Origin of the sequence: Streptomyces sp. NPDC007971, assembly GCF_042958635.1 — a bacterium.
In the GTDB taxonomy this organism is placed as follows: domain Bacteria; phylum Actinomycetota; class Actinomycetes; order Streptomycetales; family Streptomycetaceae; genus Streptomyces.
In genome coordinates this window covers 409942-426827 of the sequence record NZ_JBIBJK010000005.1, presented here as the reverse complement: position 1 = coordinate 426827, position 16886 = coordinate 409942, and the positions used below count along the sequence as shown (strand labels likewise).

The following is a 16886-nucleotide window of genomic DNA, read 5'->3' as shown; positions in this document are numbered from 1 at the left end:
CCCGGACACCGCCTGATTCCCGCCCCGTCGGACACCGTCCGGTCCCCGGCCCTTTCGGCCACTCTCGATCCCCGGGCGGTCCTGCCCCGCCCGGGCCCGCCCGACCCCGGCCCGCCCGGCCTGCGCACGATCCCCGTCCGTCCGGACACCGTCCGATCCCCGGCCCGTCCGGCCCCCGCCCGTCCGTACGGGCGTCACTCCCCCGGCGCACCACCTGATTGGCCCTGAGGCCGGCCGGGAACGCGCATCCCGTGAACGCGCGCATCGAGGACTACGCCCTCATCGGCGACGAGCAGACCACGGCTCTGGTCGGCAAGGACGGCTCGATCGACTGGCTGTGCCTGCCCCGCTTCGACTCCGGCGCCTGCTTCGCCCGGCTCCTGGGCGACGAGGACCACGGCTACTGGAGGATCGCGCCGAAGGGGGCCGACACCTGCACGCGCCGCGCCTACCGGCCCGACACCCTCGTCCTCGACACCGAGTGGGAGACCGCCGAGGGCACGGTGCGCGTGACCGACCTGATGCCGCAGCGCGACCGCGCCCCCGACGTCGTACGCATCGTGGAGGGCGTCAGCGGGCGCGTCACCGTCCGCAGCACCCTGCGCCTGCGCTTCGACTACGGATCCGTCGTCCCGTGGATGCGCCGTTCCGACGGCCATCGGGTGGCCGTCGCCGGACCCGACTCGGCGTGGCTGCGCACCGAGCCCCATGTGGACATGTGGGGCCAGGACTTCGGCACTCACGCGGAGTTCGCGGTCGCCGAGGGCGAGCGGATCGCCTTCGTCCTCACCTGGCACCCCTCGCACGAGCCGCGCCCCGCGCTCGTCGACCCCTATCAGGCTCTGAGCACCAGCGTCCGCGACTGGCGGCGCTGGACGTCCCGCTGCCGCTACGAGGGGCCGTACCGGGACACCGTCGTGCGCTCCCTGGTCACACTCAAGGCCCTCACCTACGCCCCGACCGGCGGGATCGTCGCCGCGGCCACCACCTCGCTGCCCGAGGAGCTGGGCGGTGTGCGCAACTGGGACTACCGCTACTGCTGGCTGCGCGACTCCACCCTCACCCTCGGCGCCCTCCTCTCCGCCGGCTACCACAAGGAGGCCGAGGCCTGGCGCGACTGGCTGCTGCGCGCGGTCGCGGGCGACCCGGCGGACCTGCAGATCATGTACGGGCTCGCGGGCGAGCGACGGCTGCCCGAGTGGGAGCTGCCCTGGCTGCCCGGCTTCGCCGGGTCCGCACCCGTACGGGTCGGCAACGGCGCCGTCGATCAGCTCCAGCTGGACGTGTACGGCGAGGTCATGGACTCGCTGTCGCTGGCCCGCAGCGCCGGCCTGCCCACCAAGCCGCACATGTGGGCGTTGCAGTGCGCGCTGATGAGGTTCCTGCAGTCGGCGTGGCACCAGCCCGACGAGGGTCTGTGGGAGGTGCGCGGCGGCCGGCGCCAGTTCGTGCACTCCAAGGTGATGGCGTGGGTGGCCGCCGACCGCGCCGTGCGGACCCTGGAGCAGCGCCACGAGCTGAAGGGCGACCTCGCGGGCTGGCGGGCGATGCGCGACGAGGTGCACCGGGAGGTGTGCGAGAAGGGCTACGACCCCGGGCGCAGGACCTTCACCCAGTACTACGGCTCGCGCGAACTGGACGCCTCCCTGCTGCTGATCCCCCGGGTCGGCTTCCTGCCGCCCGACGACCCGCGCGTGATCGGCACGGTCGACGCGATCCGCGCGGACCTGGGCCACGGCGGCTTCGTGCGCCGCTACGACACCGATGCCGTCGGTGTCGACGGCATGCCGGGCGGCGAGGGCGCCTTCCTCGCCTGCTCGTTCTGGCTCGCGGACGCCCTGCACATGACGGGCCGCACGGACGAGGCCAGGGAGCTGTTCGGGCGGCTGGTGAGCCTCACCAACGACGTGGGACTGCTGGCGGAGGAGTACGACCCCGGGCTGGGCCGCCAGGTGGGCAACTACCCGCAGGCGTTCAGCCACATCGCGCTGGTGAACACCGCCCTCACGCTGTTCGGGGGCGAGGGGACCGCAGGGGCCGGGCACGGGGCAGGATAGGGGCCATGGATCTTGGACTGAAGGACCGGGTGTACATCGTCACCGGCGCCACGCGCGGGCTGGGAAACGCCGCCGCGCGGGAACTGGTGGCCGACGGGGCGAAGGTGGTCATCACCGGCCGGGACGAGAAGCGCGTGGCCGACGCCGCCGCCGAACTGGGCCCGAACGCGGTCGGCGTGGCCGTCGACAACGCCGACGCGGACGCGCCGGAGCGGCTCATCGAGGTCGCCCGGGAGCACTTCGGCGGCTTCCACGGCGTCCTCGTCAGCGTCGGCGGTCCGCCGCCCGGGTTCGTCGCCGACAACACGGACGAGCAGTGGCGGACCGCGTTCGAGTCGGTGTTCCTCGGCGCGGTGCGGTTCGCCCGCGCGGCGGCGGCCGAGCTGCAGCCCGGCGGGGTCATCGGGTTCGTGCTGTCCGCCTCGGTGCACGAGCCGATTCCCGCGCTGACCATCTCCAACGGGCTGCGGCCCGGGCTCGCCGGCTTCGCCAAGTCGATCGCCGACGAGCTGGGGCCGCGCGGGATCCGGGTCGTGGGACTGCTGCCGTCGCGCATCGACACCGACCGCGCGCGGGAACTGGACGCGCTGTCCGCGGATCCCGAGGCCACTCGCGCGGCCAACGAGTCGCGGATCCCGCTGCGCAGGTACGGGACGCCCGAGGAGTTCGGGCGGGTCGCGGCTTTCCTGATGTCCGAGGCCGCGTCCTATCTGACGGGGATCATGGTGCCCGTGGACGGGGGGATGAGGCACGGGTTCTGAGCGTCCGGCCACCGGGTGGGGCGTGGTGGGAGCCGACCGGGGACTGAGACGTGGTGTGGAGCCGGCCGCCGGCTGAGACGTGGTGTGGAGCCGGCCGCCGGGTGCGGCGTGGTGTGGAGCCGGCCGCCGGGTGCGGCGTGGTGTGGAGCCGGCCGCACGCTCCCCGCACCCTGAGTCGGGGACGCCCCCGCACCCCGACTCGGCGACGCTCCCCCTCTCCCCCGCTTCTGAGCCGGCGTCCTCGCCCCGGCTGTCAGCTCACCCTCTCCGCACGGTGCCTGACGGCCCTCAGCCACACCTCCGCCGGAAGGGACACCAGGCCCGCCGACTCCCGTGCGTGGGCCAGTGCCCGGGCCGTGAAGTCGCTCAGCGAGGGGCCGGGGTCCACATGGGGCTCCAGTCGGAGCCGGACCCTGGCCTCGGGCGACGTGCGGCGGCGTCCCGTCAGCAGGATCTCGGAGTGCGCCACGCCCTCCTGCCGGCCGGCGTCCGCGGCGAGGGCGGCCTCCAGGGTCCTGCCCCGCAGCAGGGCACCCGCGCCGTCGCCGGTGTCGACCAGGACCTCGCCCAGGCGACGCCGGCGCAGGACGGCGGCGAGCCACCACAGCGCGAGCAGAACGAGGACGGCCAGGGCCGCGATGACCACCGGCCACCACCAGCCGGTGTCCCGCCAGCGGGTGCGCTCCGCGCGGCTGAGCAGGACGTCGTGCGGGCCGGAGTGGATCCAGTGCCGCGGCGGCGGCGTGCCCAGGCCCACGGCCAGCACCGAGCCGCCGAGGACGAGCAGCAGCACGCCCACGAGCGCGAGCAGGACACGGTTGACGGCACCCCTGCGCATCCGCCTCACCCCTTCCGTCCGGGCCGCCGGACGCGCACCGACAGCGCGGGCGGCCGGGTCAGCCCGAGCCCCCGGACCGCTTCGTCGAGCACCGTGTCCAGGTCGGCGTGTACGTCGTCCAGGTCGCGGAAGTGCGCCAGAGCGCGGACGTCGGCCTTCCGGCGGCGCATCCGCACCCCTACCGCCCGCACGCCGGAGACGTCCATCGCCCGGTCGCGCAGCACCAGCGCCGCCGCCTCGCGCCGAAGGCCGGCGCGGACGTCGGGGTGCGGGCGCCGCATGGGCAGCAGCCCGCGCAGACCGGGCGTGACGGCGAGCACGATCAGCCACAGGCCGAGGGCCGCGACGAGGCCCGCCGCGGCCAGCACCCAGGTGTCGTCCAGGGGCCGTTCGGCGAGCTGCCGGGCCAGGGCACGGCGCCAGTGCATCGCGGGACGGTGGGCGCGGACCGCGACGACGTCGTACAGGAGGACGCCCGCGGCGGCCAGCAGGAGCAGGGCGACGACGGCCGCCGGAACGCGGCGCGCGGACCAGAAACGGCCGCTGCCCTCGGGGAACAGGGGCGGCGGGGAGTCGGGGGTCTTCTCGAGGACCGGCAGGCGCCGGGTGGTGCTCTCGGACGGCCGGGGCTCGCTCATGGCGTCCTCCCGTGTGGCGGGCCGGGTGCCGGTGTCAGGTGCAGCCGCTCGACCTGGACGGCGACCTCCGGCACCTCCATGCTCACCAACGCGCCTACCCGTTCCTCGACATGGCGACGCACGGCGGCGCAGCGGCCGCCGATGTCGCAGGGGTAGCCGAGTTCGAGATGGACGCGGACGCGGGCCGTTTCGTGGTGTACGACGACGGTGGCGCGCGGGGGCGCGGCGTCCGCGGGCAGCGGGGCGAGGGCCTCGCGTGCGGCCTGTGCGGCGATCTTCGCGACCACCCGGTCGGCGATCCGGGTCGCGCCCCGCTCGCCCGGTGGCACCATGTCCAGGGGCAGGCGTGCCGTGCCGGTCTGCGCGCTCACGGCGGCTCACCGCCGCCGGTCGCGCCGGTCGTCGCGGGTGCGGAGGAAGTCACCGAGTTCCAGGTCGCCCTCCGCGAACCGGCCGACGACGAACCCGACCACTCCCAGCGCCGCCACCAGCAGGAAGGCTCCGAACCCGCCGAAGTACCCGGCGAATCCCAGCGCCATTCCGGCGATCATGCCGACCACGGCCATGCTCATGCAGCGCTCCTCAGCTCGTCGGGCAGACGTTGTGCGCCACGGGGGCGCCTCACTGGATGCGGGGCTCCGGCTCCTCTTCCTCTTCGTCGGGCAGCTTGACGTCGCTCACCGCGATGTTGACCTCGACGACCTCCAGCCCCGTCATGCGTTCCACGGCGGCGATCACGTTCTCCCGCACCGCGCGGGCGACTTCCGTGATGGACACGCCGTAGTCCACGACGATCTCCAGGTCGAGCGCCGTCTGGACCTCGCCGACCTCGGCCTTCACCCCCCGGGTCACCGACTTCGAGCCGCCCGGCACCCGGTCGCGCACGGCTCCGAGGGTGCGCGAGAGCCCGCTGCCCATGGCATGCACGCCGAGGACGTCCCGGGCGGCGAGCCCGGCGATCTTCTCCACCACTCCGTCGGCGATGGTCGTCCGGCCCCGGGCCGCCGGGTCTCCACCGCCGCGCCGGGTGGCCTTGCGGGTCGACACCTGGGGTTCGCTGTCACCGTCTGGGGTCGTCGTTGTCTCGCTCATCGCCGTACGTCCCTTTCGGTCGTCGTCCTTCGACCACCGTAAGCAAGGTTGCTCGGTTGCGCGCCGGATGTACGGCAGGCTGGAGGAATGACGGACCGGTGGGCACAGGCAGTACGGCATCAGGTCGGGATGGGCAGGCTGCTGCCGCTCGGCGGCCCGCGCGACGGGGCGTGGATCGCGGAGCAGGCCGCCGCGGCGGTCCTGGGCCGTGCGGCCGCGGCAGGCGTGCCGGATGCCCGGCTGGGGGCGCTGCGGATCACGCTCGCCGATCCGGAGGAGGTCCACGAGCCGGTCGTACCGTCGCCGCCGAGCGCGCTGGTGCCGGGACCGCTGCGGGTGACGGCGGACGTCACCGTGACGGCGGCCGAGCCGCTGCCGACGACGGCGGCCCGGCTGCGGCGGACGCTGGCGACGGCCGCGGCGGAGCAACTGGGCCTCGCGGTCACGGAGGTCGACCTGCGGGTGACGGACCTGGTGGAGCCGGACGGGCCGGCTCCACAGGCGCCGGGACCGCAGCCGCCCGCGGCCCGGCAGATCACGGATCCGCAGGAGTCCGGCGTGGCCGCCGCCGCGCTCTCCGTCCCCGGGGTGACCCGCCTGACCGGCTCGCTGGGCGGTCTGGCGCGCGCGGTCCACATCGAGGAACGTCCGGACGAGACCGCGCTGCCGCGCCGTCATGTCCGGGTGGAGGTGGCGGTGGACGCGGACCACCGGGCGGTGGACGTGGCCCGCCAGGTCAGAGCGGCCGTACGGGACGCCCTGGACGACCACCCGACGGTGGCGGTGCTGATCACGGCGGTGGGCTAGCTCACTGTTGCGGCCGGCCGTTCCCGCTCCGCTCCGGGCGGTGTTCCCTCTCCGCTCGGGCCGGCGTTCCCTGTTCCGCTCCGGCCGGCGCTGCCCCTCCTCGGCGGCGGTCAGCCGTCCGTGCTCCGCTACGGGCAGCCGTCCGTGCTCCCTTACTCACTTGGCAGCCGTCCGTGCTCCGCTGCGGGCAGCCGTGACTGTTTCCGCCGTGGGCAGGCATTCCGCCGGGCGTCGGGGGTCCGCCGGTCCGCGGGAAGCCGAGAACTCGGGGAGGGTGGGCACAGCGACCGGCGCCGGGTGCCTGCCCACCCGACGGCTCATTCGCCGACGCCGGCCAGGTCCCGCAACCGCCGGGCCTGAGCAGCCCGCTCCGCCGCACGCTGGGCCTCGTAGTCGCGCCCCTGCGCACCGCGCAGCAACGCCTTCGTCTCCACCACCGCGTCCCGGGGCGCGGCCAGCAGCGCCGCGGCCAAGTCCCGCACGGCACCGTCGAGTTCCGGGGCGGGCACCGCGAGGTTGGCCAGCCCGGACGCGACCGCCTCCGCGGCCTGCACGAAGCGCCCGGTGACACAGATTTCGAGCGCGCGCGCATACCCGACCAGTCCGACCAGCGGATGGGTGCCGGTCAGGTCGGGGACGATGCCGAGGCTGGTCTCACGCATGGCGAACTGCACGTCGTCGGCGACGACCCGCAGGTCGCAGGCGAGCGCGAGCTGGAACCCGGCTCCGATGGCATGACCCTGCACGGCGGCGATGGACACGATGTCGTTGCGCCGCCACCAGGTGAACGCCTCCTGGAATTCGGCGATGCTCGCGTCGAGTCCGGCGTCGTCACGGCGCGCCAGATCGGTGAAGGTCGGCTCGCCCGGGATCCCCTCCGGGGTGAACATCTGTCGGTCCAGCCCGGCGGAGAAGGACATGCCCTCGCCGCGCAGCACCACGACACGGACGGAGCCCGGCAGCAGCCGGCCGGCCTCGGTGAGCGCCCGCCACAGGGCGGGGCTCTGCGCATTGCGCTTGGCCGGATTGGTCAGCGTCACCGTGGCGAGCGCGTCGTCGACGGTGAGCCGTACGCCGTCCTTGTCGAGTACAGGAGCGAGGTCCTGGTCGGGCGAAGCCATGGGGCGCCTCCGATGAGTGCGGTCATCACACATTGCCGTAGTGGCATGCTAAGTGACTGCACAGTAACCACCCGGCCGATCAGTCGGCCGACCGGGTGGTCACCATCGAAGGCGATGGCCGCCCGGAGTCAGGACGATGCGGCCTTCTTGCCCCGGGTCGCTCCGCCACGCCCACGGAGCGTGACGCCCGACTCGCTGAGCATCCGGTGCACGAAGCCATACGAGCGGCCGGTCTCTTCGGCCAGCGCCCGGATGCTCGCACCGGAGTCGTACTTCTTCTTCAGGTCTGCCGCGAGCTTGTCGCGCGCGGCGCCGGTCACCCGGCTGCCCTTCTTCAGAGTCTCGGCCACCCGTGCCTCCTCATGGGAAGTGCGCTCTGGTCTCCTCATGATCACCCCTCCGGGGCGTGATGGCCACCCATTCGGCAAGGTCCGTGGGACATCGTTGTGACGACAGGAGCGCATCCCCACATCCGGAATCGCCAATTCCATGAGGGTGTGCGGGCGGCGACGAGCGGCCGGATCCACGAAGTGCCAGGTCAGGGACGCGAAACGGCCGACCCCCGGAAGACCTGGGGATCGGCCGCAAAATCGATGTACGACACACCTCGATACGAGGAGATCTCACACAGATGATGGATCACGGATAGGCCGAATGATCCATACGCGGTGGATCAGGCTTTCGATCAAGCGAGGGCGACGAGATCCGCGTAGTCGGAGCCCCACAGGTCCTCGACGCCGTCCGGCAGCAGGATGATCCGCTCGGGCTGGAGCGCCTCCACGGCACCCTCGTCGTGGGTGACGAGGACCACCGCGCCCTTGTAGGTGCGCAGCGCGCCGAGGATCTCCTCGCGGCTGGCGGGGTCGAGGTTGTTGGTGGGCTCGTCCAGGAGCAGCACGTTCGCCGAGGAGACGACCAGGGTGGCGAGGGCCAGCCGGGTCTTCTCACCACCGGAGAGGACACCGGCGGGCTTGTCGACGTCGTCGCCGGAGAACAGGAACGAGCCCAGCACCTTGCGGACCTCGACGAGATCCATGTCCGGGGCGGCCGAGCGCATGTTCTCCAGGACCGTGCGGTCGGCGTCCAGGGTCTCGTGCTCCTGGGCGTAGTAGCCGAGCTTGAGACCGTGGCCGGGGACGACCTCGCCCGTGTCGGGCTTCTCGACGCCGCCGAGCAGGCGCAGCAAGGTCGTCTTGCCGGCGCCGTTGAGGCCCAGGATGACGACCCTGGACCCCTTGTCGATGGCCAGGTCGACGTCGGTGAAGATCTCCAGAGAGCCGTACGACTTCGACAGGCCCTCGGCCATCAGCGGGGTCCTGCCGCAGGACGCGGGCTCCGGGAAGCGGAGCTTGGCGACCTTGTCGGACATCCGGACCTCTTCGAGGCCGGAGAGCAGCTTCTCGGCCCGGCGGGCCATGTTCTGCGCGGCGACCGTCTTGGTGGCCTTGGCCCGCATCTTGTCGGCCTGCGCGTTCAGCGCGGCGGCCTTCTTCTCGGCGTTCTGCCGCTCGCGCTTGCGGCGCTTCTCGTCGGCCTCGCGCTGCTGCTGGTAGAGCTTCCAGCCCATGTTGTAGATGTCGATCGCCGCACGGTTCGCGTCCAGGTAGAAGACCTTGTTGACGACCGTCTCGACCAGGTCGACGTCGTGGGAGATCACGATGAAGCCGCCGCGGTAGGTCTTCAGGTAGTCGCGCAGCCAGATGATCGAGTCCGCGTCGAGGTGGTTGGTCGGCTCGTCGAGCAGCAGGGTGTCGGCGTCCGAGAACAGGATGCGGGCCAGCTCGATGCGGCGGCGCTGACCGCCGGAGAGCGTGTGCAGGGGCTGGCCGAGCACACGGTCGGGGAGGTTGAGCGCGGCGGCGATGGTGGCGGCCTCGGCCTCGGCCGCGTACCCGCCCTTGGTGAGGAACTCGGTCTCCTGGCGCTCGTACTGCCTGAGGGCCTTCTCGCGGGTGGCGCCCGTGCCGTTGGCGATGCGCTGTTCGTTGTCGCGCATCTTGCGGATCAGGACGTCCAGGCCGCGCGCGGACAGGACGCGGTCGCGGGCGAGCACGTCCAGGTCCCCGGTGCGGGGGTCCTGCGGGAGGTAGCCGACCTCGCCGGAGCGGGCGATCTGGCCCCCGGCCGGGATGCCCTCGCCGGCCAGGCATTTCGTGAGGGTGGTCTTGCCGGCGCCGTTACGGCCGACCAGGCCGATGCGGTCGCCCTTGGCGACACGGAAAGTGGCGTTCTCGATGAGGACGCGCGCACCGGCGCGCAGCTCGATACCGGAGGCGGAGATCACGGACAGACTCCAGGGCGATGGGGTCCCAGCTCGGGCGAAGCCGGCAGTGGGGGCGGATTGGCGGGATGGGCGGCTGAGGACTTTCCCGCCGTCTAATGCGCGAGGAGAATGGCCATGCAGACAAGTCTAACGGGGCCGTGCAAGCCGTTTTCCTGCGTCCACGGTCCGGGACCTGCGCTCCGGGCGACGAGCGCGAAGGCGGCGTGACGTACAGCACGCCCCGAGCGGCCGGCACGGCTCCACGGCCGGGGTACCTGCCGTCGGGCGACACCTCGCCCGCGCCCGCGTCCTCCTCGCCGGCGCAGGTCCAGCAGACCTGCCGCACCGGACGGGACGCGAACACCCGGGACGACTGCCGGATCGTGGCCGTGGTCAACAGCGTGCAGGACTACTGGTCGCAGGAGTTCCGCCGCCGCGGGCGGACCTACACCGCCGCGCCGACCGTCCTCTTCGGCGGCCGGGTCGCCACGGCGTGCGGGACGGCCACTTCGGAGGTGGGGCCCTTCTACTGCCCCGGGGACCGGAAGGTGTACCTGGACCTCGGCTTCTTCGACGAGCTGCGGACGACGTTCGGGGCGAGCGGCGGAAGCTTCGCGCAGGCCTACGTCGTCGCGCACGAGTACGGGCACCACGTGCAGGATCTGCTGGGCGTTCTGGGCCGCTCGCAGCAGGGTCCGGCCGGCGCGAACAGCAACTCCGTACGGACCGAGCTGCAGGCGGACTGCTACGCCGGGGTCTGGGCACGGCACGCGACGACGACGCCGGACGAGTCGACGGGGCGGCCGCTGATCACCAGCCTGGACAGCGCCGACGTCCGGGACGGTCTGGGCGCGGCGGCGGCCGTGGGCGACGACCGGATCCAGGAGCGGTTCCAGGGGCGGGTCAGCCCGGAGACCTGGACGCACGGCTCGGCCCTGCAGCGGCAGCAGGGGTTCCAGCAGGGCTTCCGGACCGGGGACCCGGCCCGCTGCAACACATTCCGCTGAGGCGTTGTCAGTGCTGCCTGCCAGACTCGCAGTCACGGCAGAACCGACGCACGAAGGAGTGATCGGCATGGCAGGCATGGGCGGACGGCCGAGCATCTACCCGTCGCTGTTGTACACGGACGCGAAGGCCGCGATCCGGCAGCTCACGGAGGCCCTCGGCTTCACCGAGCTGTCGGTGTACGAAGCGGCGGACGGCACGGTGATGCACGCCGAGCTGGTCCAGGGCAACGGGGCGGTGATGGTCGGTTCCAAGGGCCGCGGCGGACGGTTCGACGCGGCGATGAAGGACGCGGGTCCCGCGGGGGTGTACGTCGTGGTGGACGACGTCGACGCCCACCACCAGCGGGCCGTGGAGCACGGTGTGGAGATCCTGATGCCCCCGACGGACCAGGACTACGGCTCGCGGGACTACATGGCCCGGGACGCCGAGGGCAACATCTGGAGCTTCGGGACGTACGCCCCGGAGATCGGCGCCTGAGCGGCCCGCTCGCGCCGGGCTCGGGCTAGCCCCCGGTGTGCACCTGGAAGGCGGCCCGGCGCACGGCCTTGGCCAGGGCGGGGTCGGGGTGGGCCGCGGCGAGCGCGACCAGGACCTGCACGGTGCGCGGGTGGCCGACGGCACGGACCTCGTCCAGCAGCGCCGGGACGGTGGGCTGTACGGCGGCCTCCAGGTGCCGCACCAGCATCTCCGTCTCGCCGTGGTCGGAGACGGCGGCGGCGGTGTCGACCCACAGCCAGGTGGCCTCCTCGCGGGTGAGGACCTCGTGGGCGTCCTCCGGATCGATGCCGTCGTGCTCGGCGAGCCACAGCAGGGCGTACGGGCGCAGGGCCGGCTCGTCCACCACGGCGTGCACATCGGGCTCGGCGGGGGCGCCGACGACGCGCAGCGCCTCGAAGGCGAGGCCGCGCAGCAGGGCGTCCTCGCCGCGGGCGGCGCCGAGCAGTTCGGTGACGGCACTGCCGACGGGGCGGGCGGCGAGCCAGGCGCGGTATTCGGCGCGGGCCGCGTTGGGGCGCAGCTGGGCGCAGCCGCGGAGCATGTCCTCGGCGGACTGCTCGATGTTGCCGGCGGGGCTCTGCGCGGCCACGCAGATCTGCTCCAGCTTGACCCAGACCGCCCAGCTGCCGAGCGGGGTGAGCGTGCCGTGGCCGTCGCCGTAGGTCAGGGCGCCGACGGAGGCGAGCGCCTTGAGGGCCCAGTCGAGGAGGGGCAGGAGCGGGGCGAGCGGAGTGTCCCCGGCAGCTGCGCCGTGTGCCGGGCCGAGGGTCTTGGCGGGCGCCGCGGACCCGGCGGGCCCTGGCCCGTAGGAGACCTCGCAGCGCTCGGTGCGCAGTTCGATGACCCGCTGCTGGAGCAGGTCGAGCAGCTGCTCGACCGGGACGGGACCGGCGGACAGCTGGAGGAAGGAGAGGATCTGGGGCATCGCCGAGACGACCTCGGCGACGGCCGCCGGCTCCTGGTCGGCCGGTTCCGGGGAGGCCAGCGACCAGGCGTCGAAGAGGGCGACCCAGCCGCGCAGCACGGCGCTGTCGTCACGGTCCCAGGCACGCAGCCGCCAGCTGGGGCGCGCGCTGTCCCCGTGCACCTCGATCAGTCCCGCGAGGCGCGCGGTGTCCCAGTCGGCGCGGACCTGCGCGCTGCTCAGGCCGAGGGCGGCGGCGGCGCCCTGCGTGGTCGCGTCGGAGAGCGTGGCCTTGCCGTCGGTGGTGGCGCCGTTGCGGCCGGGCCCGAGTGCCGCGTCTGCCCAGCGCGCGACGCGGACCGCGCCGGCCAGGCCGGTGCGCGCCATTCTGGCCAGTTCACCCGGGGCGGGAGTGCCCTCCGGCGGCCGGGGGGCGGGGCGGCGTGGGCGCCGCTGGTTCACAGCTGTGGGGGCGGCGGCCAGGGGTCGCGGTCGGACGAGTCGAAGCCTGGAGTCGCGCGGGATACGGGACGTCACGGGTGCAGTCTTCCGGTTGACGGTCCGAAAACCCAAACGGAATGTCACGGGGGGCGACGGGGCTGGCCAACGCACCGGGTCCGGTGCCGGGCGAAGAGACACGTTCAGGCCAGTCGTACGGGCTTAAACGGAATGGCTGGAACCGGGGCATCCGCCTTGTGCCGGAGAGGCGGGTGGCACGCTCACATCAGCGGTGTCAGGAACCGGCGCAGGCGCTCCTCGTACTCCTTGGGGTCCGCGTTCCACATCGCCGCGTGCGGGGCTCCGGGCACGGTGTGCAGGGCGACGCGGTCGGGGTGGCGGGCGGCCAGGCGCCGGGAGTACTCCCACGGGGCCACCCTGTCGTCCGGGCCGTGGACGATCAGGGTGGGCACGGCGAGCCGCTCGGGGTCGGTGATCTCCGCGACCCCGTCGGGGTGCAGCCCGGCCCGGCCCTGCGCGGCTCGCACGGCGAGCGGCAGCAGCGGCTCGGGGGTGTGACGGGCCTGGGCGAGGGCGCGCAGGGTGGCTTGCCAGCTGAGCACCGGCGAGTCGAGGACCAGCCCGGCGACCCGCTCGCGCACGGCGGAGTGCTCCGCGGCGCGCAGGGCCATGGTGGCGCCGGTGGACCAGCCGAGGAGGACGACCCGGCGGGCGCCGTAGCGGACGGCATAGCGGATCGCCGCGTCCACGTCGCGCCACTCGGTCTCGCCGAGGTGGCCCAGCCCGTCCGGCGAGCGCGGGGCGCCGAGGTCGCCGCGGTAGGCGAGGGCGAGGATCGGCAGGCGGCGGCGGTGCAGGAAGTCCATGACGTTCATGGCGTGCTCGCGGGTGGTGCCCAGGCCGTGCACCGCGATCACCCAGGTGTCCCGGTAGCCGGGCACGAACCAGGCGGGCAGGGCCCCGAGTTCGCCGGGAACGTCGATGTCGGAGTGGTCGAGGCCGAGGGCGGCGTCCGGGTTGCCGACGTAGAGGTTGGGGGTGAGCCAGACGGCGTCGCCGGGGGCGAGGGTGCCGTGCGTGACGCGTACGAGACGGCGTACGACGGTGTCGGCGGTGTGCTCGGCCGACTCCAGGACGGGGCCGACGACCGCGTGGGAGCCGTCGCCGGCCAGGCCGTAGGTGCCGGGGCGCAGGGAGGCCAGGTCGCGTGTGAGCGCGATCCGCCCTGCGGCGGTGCCGTGCACGGTGAGCCGGGGTTCGGTGGGCAGGGGACGGCCCGCGGGCGCCTTCAGCGCGGCGTCGCTGGCGAGGCGGCCGGCGGCCACGGATGCCGCGCCGGCGGCCAGGACGGCGGTCAGTGCGGCGGCGGTCGCTTTGACGGTGCGCACGGATCCAGTGTCGTGGGGCTGGCCGGTACCGGCCAGCCGAAAGAGTGATCAGCGGCCGGCGGCGGAGGGAAGAGCGGACCGGCCGGCGGAAGGACCGGGCCGCCTGGCCGGCGGAAGGGCGAGGCCACCTCGTCGGCGGGCGCGCGGGGGGGAGCCGCCGTCGCGGGGTCAGCCTCGTTGGCCGTAGCCCTTCAAGCGGGTTCCCGCCTCCGCCATCTGCGCCTCCGTCAGCAGGGACGGTGTCAGCCCCGGCACCGCCGACGCCGTCAGCCACAGCCGGCACATCCACTCCAGCTGGGCGGTGCGGTCGTAGGCCTGGTCGAGGGTGGCGCCGTAGGTGATCATGCCGTGGTTCTGCAGGAGGCAGCCGGAGCGGCCGTCGAGGGCGCGGAGCATGTTCTCGGCCAGTTCGTCCGTGCCGTACGCCGCATAGCGGGCGACCCGCAGGGGGCCGCCCAGAGCCGCGGCCATGTAGTGGACCGGGGGCAGCTCGGTCACGAGGAGGGAGACGGCCGTGGCGTGCACCGCGTGGGTGTGGACGACGGCGCGGGCGTCGGTGGTGCGGTAGACGGAGAGGTGCATGGGCAGTTCGCTGGTCGGCACGAGCGAGCCGAGCACCCGCTGCCCGTCGAGGTCGACGCCGGTGATGTCCTCCGGGGCCAGCCGGTCGTAGGGCACGCCCGAGGGGGTGACCAGCACGACGTCCCCGGCGCGCGCCGACACATTGCCGGAGGTGCCGACGACCAGCCCGTCCGCGACGGTCCGGCGGGCCGTCGCGACCACCTCCTCCCAGACCCGCGCCTCTTCCTCGTTCGCGTCCCGCAGCTGTTCGGCCATGCGGGGATCCTGCCAGCGAAAGCGTCCCCGGGCGGACCGGTCACAGGGATCAGGCCGGAAGCCGCGCAGCCGAACAGGCGGACATCAGCGCAAAGCCGAACGAACAGAAACACATCGAATGAAACAGACCGCGGCAGTGGCGAGGGCGAGCGGACGGACAGCGACCCTCCAGCCGCCTCCAGCCGCCTGCGCCCCCGCCCGCCGGCGGAAGGCCCGCACCGGCGACAGCCGCGCGTTCTCCCCGGACCGTCCGCGGCGGACCGCCCGGCACGGCGTTGATCGTCCGTCATGCACGCCGGACGCGGGACCGCTGCCGGGCGGGCGGCCCTCCTGGACCTTGTGGCAGCACGCCGCGGGGGTCGGCCGGACGGGTGACCGGAATCTCTTTCACGGGCCGCCGGACCGGATGCGGGCCCTCGCGGGAGGCCGATGGCCAAGGGGCGTCTGAGGCTTCGAATCCGGACAGAATCACGCACTCCTCCTGCCGATACCCTGACGCCCGCTTGAGTTCACCTTCCGTTCACTCAGGTTGCCTACGGTCCAACACCCAATGACTTCGAATGATTGCCTGGGTAAATGGAAAGCTTCTCGCTGATCCTCGCGATTGTGGTGGTGACCGCACTTGCGTTCGATTTCACGAACGGTTTCCACGACACCGCCAACGCGATGGCCACGACCATCTCGACCGGTGCACTCAAGCCCAAGGTCGCGGTGGCCATGTCCGCCGCCCTCAACCTTGTGGGCGCTTTCCTCTCCGTGGAGGTCGCCAACACGATCTCCAAGGGTCTCGTCGATGAGAACGGCATCCGTCCCGAGGTCATCTTCGCCGCCCTGGTCGGCGCGATCCTCTGGAACCTGGTGACCTGGCTCGTGGGCCTGCCCTCCAGTTCCTCGCACGCCCTGATGGGCGGCCTGATCGGCGCCACCGTCGCCTCCGCGGGCTTCGGCGCCGTCCACGGCGACGTCCTGGTCACCAAGGTTCTGCTGCCGGCGGTCGCCGCCCCGGTCGTGGCCGGTGTCGCGGCGCTGCTCGCCACCCGGTTCTCCTACGGCATCGGGCGCGGCGCCGAGGGCGAGGCCACCCGCAAGGGCTACCGCGCCGGGCAGATCGCCTCCGCCGGTCTGGTCTCCCTGGCCCACGGCACCAACGACGCGCAGAAGACGATGGGCATCATCACGCTGGCGCTGATCGCGGGCGGTGCGATCGCCCCCGGCTCGAACCCTCCCACCTGGGTGATCCTCTCGGCCGGCCTCGCCATCGCACTCGGCACCTACATCGGCGGCTGGCGCATCATCCGCACCATGGGCACGGGGCTGACCGACCTGGAGCCGCGCCAGGGCTTCGCCTCCCAGACCAGTGCGGCCACGGCCATCCTGGCCTCCTCCCACCTCGGCTTCTCCCTCTCCACCACCCATGTCGTCTCCGGCTCGGTGATGGGTGCGGGCCTGGGCCGCAAGGGCGGCGTGGTCCGCTGGTCCACCGCGACCCGCATGGCCATCGCCTGGGTGCTCACCCTCCCGGCCGCCGCGCTGGTCGGCGCCGGCGCCGAGTCCGTCACGGACCTGGGTGACTGGGGCACCGCGGTCGTCGCCGTGTTCCTCGTCGGCTCCAGCGCCGCGATCTGGAAGCTCTCCCGCCGCGAGGTCGTCGACCACACCAACGTCGTCGGCGGCGACGTCGAGCCTGCCGGCGTGGTGACCACCGCCATCGCCGCGGTGACCCCGCCCCCCGCGGGCGTCGTCACCGAGGACCTGACGGCCACGATCCCGGCTCCGGCCACCACCGACCCGGCCCCGGCAACGCCGCCGGCCGCCACCGTCTGAACCCGAGCACCCGGTAACTGAAGGAAGCATTCCCATGAAGATCGACTGGGCGGCTCTCGGCTCCGTCTTCGGTGTCAGCCTCGTGTTCGCGGTGGGCCTGGTGGCCCTGTTCACCCTCGGTGTCAACGGCCTGTCGCGGCGCGAGAAGGCCGCCGCGCAGGGCGGATCCGCGGCGCTGGCCGTGACGGGTGCCTACGTGTGCTTCGCGGCCTGTGCGGCCGCGGTGGCGTACGGGTTCTATCTGATCGTGGCCAAGGCCTGATCGCGACCAGGGCCGAGGCGTGACCGAGTCCGGGGCACGGCCAAGTCCTGGCCCGCGCCGCCGAAGCCCGACCCGCGGCACCCGGTAGGGGACCCGGCCGGGTCCCGGCCCGCGGCCAAGTCCTGGCCC

Annotated in this window: 18 protein-coding genes; 7 read left to right on the top strand and 11 right to left on the bottom strand. The window is 73.3% G+C overall.

Annotated elements, in window-relative coordinates:
* Positions 1-251: 251 nt before the first annotated feature.
* Together ACFZCP_RS13270 and ACFZCP_RS13265 are read left to right on the top strand one after the other, a co-directional pair.
* Positions 252-2057 carry a glycoside hydrolase family 15 protein gene (locus tag ACFZCP_RS13270; RefSeq protein ID WP_391426806.1) on the top strand — a complete coding sequence of 602 codons (1806 nt, stop codon included), beginning with the start codon at positions 252-254 and terminating at the stop codon, positions 2055-2057.
* A gap of 5 nt (positions 2058-2062) precedes the next feature.
* The gene (locus tag ACFZCP_RS13265; RefSeq protein WP_391426804.1) at positions 2063-2818 is read left to right on the top strand and encodes an SDR family oxidoreductase; all 756 of its coding nucleotides are present in this window, start codon (positions 2063-2065) and stop codon (positions 2816-2818) included.
* 253 nt (positions 2819-3071) lie between these two features.
* Here ACFZCP_RS13265 and amaP read toward each other — a convergent pair whose 3' ends face one another.
* The 5 genes from amaP to ACFZCP_RS13240 are packed head-to-tail and all read right to left on the bottom strand — an operon-like array spanning position 3072 to position 5386.
* The gene (gene amaP / locus ACFZCP_RS13260) at positions 3072-3656 is read right to left on the bottom strand and encodes an alkaline shock response membrane anchor protein AmaP (RefSeq protein WP_391426803.1); all 585 of its coding nucleotides are present in this window, start codon (positions 3654-3656) and stop codon (positions 3072-3074) included.
* Between the two features lie 5 nt (positions 3657-3661).
* On the bottom strand, positions 3662-4294 hold the full coding sequence (locus tag ACFZCP_RS13255) for a DUF6286 domain-containing protein (RefSeq protein ID WP_391426801.1): 633 nt from the start codon (positions 4292-4294) through the stop codon (positions 3662-3664).
* Positions 4291-4626: a hypothetical protein gene (locus ACFZCP_RS13250; RefSeq protein ID WP_391426914.1), complete on the bottom strand. Its 336-nt coding sequence runs from the start codon at positions 4624-4626 to the stop codon at positions 4291-4293. Before ACFZCP_RS13250 ends, ACFZCP_RS13255 begins: the two co-directional genes overlap by 4 nt.
* Before the next feature lie 45 nt (positions 4627-4671).
* The gene (locus ACFZCP_RS13245; RefSeq protein ID WP_391426800.1) at positions 4672-4866 is read right to left on the bottom strand and encodes a hypothetical protein; all 195 of its coding nucleotides are present in this window, start codon (positions 4864-4866) and stop codon (positions 4672-4674) included.
* Between the two features lie 49 nt (positions 4867-4915).
* Positions 4916-5386, bottom strand: coding sequence for an Asp23/Gls24 family envelope stress response protein (locus ACFZCP_RS13240; protein WP_391426798.1), 471 nt, complete (start codon positions 5384-5386; stop codon positions 4916-4918).
* A gap of 87 nt (positions 5387-5473) precedes the next feature.
* Here ACFZCP_RS13240 and ACFZCP_RS13235 point away from each other — a divergent pair, with 87 nt between their 5' ends.
* On the top strand, positions 5474-6193 hold the full coding sequence (locus tag ACFZCP_RS13235; protein ID WP_391426796.1) for a nucleopolyhedrovirus P10 family protein: 720 nt from the start codon (positions 5474-5476) through the stop codon (positions 6191-6193).
* Positions 6194-6510: 317 nt separating this feature from the next.
* On the opposite strand, the gene ACFZCP_RS13230 is transcribed toward ACFZCP_RS13235, so the two are convergent.
* The 3 genes from ACFZCP_RS13230 to abc-f form a co-directional block, all read right to left on the bottom strand.
* Complete coding sequence (locus tag ACFZCP_RS13230) at positions 6511-7314, bottom strand: enoyl-CoA hydratase-related protein (RefSeq protein ID WP_391426794.1); 804 nt, start codon at positions 7312-7314, stop codon at positions 6511-6513.
* Between the two features lie 128 nt (positions 7315-7442).
* Positions 7443-7664, bottom strand: a complete 222-nt coding sequence (locus tag ACFZCP_RS13225; protein WP_004002281.1) for a helix-turn-helix domain-containing protein — start codon at positions 7662-7664, stop codon at positions 7443-7445.
* Positions 7665-7999: 335 nt separating this feature from the next.
* On the bottom strand, positions 8000-9598 hold the full coding sequence (gene abc-f / locus ACFZCP_RS13220) for a ribosomal protection-like ABC-F family protein (protein ID WP_362696832.1): 1599 nt from the start codon (positions 9596-9598) through the stop codon (positions 8000-8002).
* Between the two features lie 203 nt (positions 9599-9801).
* Here abc-f and ACFZCP_RS13215 point away from each other — a divergent pair, with 203 nt between their 5' ends.
* On the top strand, positions 9802-10584 hold the full coding sequence (locus ACFZCP_RS13215; protein WP_391426792.1) for a neutral zinc metallopeptidase: 783 nt from the start codon (positions 9802-9804) through the stop codon (positions 10582-10584).
* Between the two features lie 67 nt (positions 10585-10651).
* Complete coding sequence (locus ACFZCP_RS13210) at positions 10652-11062, top strand: VOC family protein (RefSeq protein ID WP_391426790.1); 411 nt, start codon at positions 10652-10654, stop codon at positions 11060-11062.
* Between the two features lie 25 nt (positions 11063-11087).
* On the opposite strand, the gene ACFZCP_RS13205 is transcribed toward ACFZCP_RS13210, so the two are convergent.
* The 3 genes from ACFZCP_RS13205 to ACFZCP_RS13195 all read right to left on the bottom strand — a co-directional run bounded on the left by ACFZCP_RS13205 (position 11088) and on the right by ACFZCP_RS13195 (position 14671).
* On the bottom strand, positions 11088-12524 hold the full coding sequence (locus ACFZCP_RS13205; protein ID WP_391426788.1) for a hypothetical protein: 1437 nt from the start codon (positions 12522-12524) through the stop codon (positions 11088-11090).
* 182 nt (positions 12525-12706) lie between these two features.
* A complete protein-coding gene (locus ACFZCP_RS13200) occupies positions 12707-13834 on the bottom strand; it encodes an alpha/beta fold hydrolase (protein ID WP_391426786.1) in 1128 nt (375 codons plus the stop codon).
* Positions 13835-14002: 168 nt separating this feature from the next.
* Entirely contained in the window at positions 14003-14671 is a 669-nt protein-coding gene (locus tag ACFZCP_RS13195) for a class II aldolase/adducin family protein (RefSeq protein WP_391426784.1), read from the bottom strand.
* 576 nt (positions 14672-15247) lie between these two features.
* Between ACFZCP_RS13195 and ACFZCP_RS13190 the strand changes: the two genes are divergently transcribed.
* Positions 15248-16495: an inorganic phosphate transporter gene (locus tag ACFZCP_RS13190; protein ID WP_391426782.1), complete on the top strand. Its 1248-nt coding sequence runs from the start codon at positions 15248-15250 to the stop codon at positions 16493-16495.
* A 34-nt stretch (positions 16496-16529) separates the two neighbouring features.
* The gene (locus ACFZCP_RS13185) at positions 16530-16757 is read left to right on the top strand and encodes a hypothetical protein (protein ID WP_362696818.1); all 228 of its coding nucleotides are present in this window, start codon (positions 16530-16532) and stop codon (positions 16755-16757) included.
* Positions 16758-16886 lie beyond the last annotated feature (129 nt).

What these genes read in the sequence shown, in the direction of transcription:
- ACFZCP_RS13265 (WP_391426804.1), top strand. Translation starts at nt 2,063, where the DNA reads ATGGATCTTGGACTGAAGGACCGGGTGTACATCGTCACCGGCGCCACG.
- amaP (WP_391426803.1), bottom strand. Translation starts at nt 3,656, where the DNA reads ATGCGCAGGGGTGCCGTCAACCGTGTCCTGCTCGCGCTCGTGGGCGTG.
- ACFZCP_RS13255 (WP_391426801.1), bottom strand. Translation starts at nt 4,294, where the DNA reads ATGAGCGAGCCCCGGCCGTCCGAGAGCACCACCCGGCGCCTGCCGGTC.
- ACFZCP_RS13250 (WP_391426914.1), bottom strand. Translation starts at nt 4,626, where the DNA reads ATGGTGCCACCGGGCGAGCGGGGCGCGACCCGGATCGCCGACCGGGTG.
- ACFZCP_RS13245 (WP_391426800.1), bottom strand. Translation starts at nt 4,866, where the DNA reads ATGAGCATGGCCGTGGTCGGCATGATCGCCGGAATGGCGCTGGGATTC.
- ACFZCP_RS13240 (WP_391426798.1), bottom strand. Translation starts at nt 5,386, where the DNA reads ATGAGCGAGACAACGACGACCCCAGACGGTGACAGCGAACCCCAGGTG.
- ACFZCP_RS13235 (WP_391426796.1), top strand. Translation starts at nt 5,474, where the DNA reads ATGACGGACCGGTGGGCACAGGCAGTACGGCATCAGGTCGGGATGGGC.
- ACFZCP_RS13230 (WP_391426794.1), bottom strand. Translation starts at nt 7,314, where the DNA reads ATGGCTTCGCCCGACCAGGACCTCGCTCCTGTACTCGACAAGGACGGC.
- ACFZCP_RS13210 (WP_391426790.1), top strand. Translation starts at nt 10,652, where the DNA reads ATGGCAGGCATGGGCGGACGGCCGAGCATCTACCCGTCGCTGTTGTAC.
- ACFZCP_RS13195 (WP_391426784.1), bottom strand. Translation starts at nt 14,671, where the DNA reads ATGGCCGAACAGCTGCGGGACGCGAACGAGGAAGAGGCGCGGGTCTGG.
- ACFZCP_RS13190 (WP_391426782.1), top strand. Translation starts at nt 15,248, where the DNA reads ATGGAAAGCTTCTCGCTGATCCTCGCGATTGTGGTGGTGACCGCACTT.
- ACFZCP_RS13185 (WP_362696818.1), top strand. Translation starts at nt 16,530, where the DNA reads ATGAAGATCGACTGGGCGGCTCTCGGCTCCGTCTTCGGTGTCAGCCTC.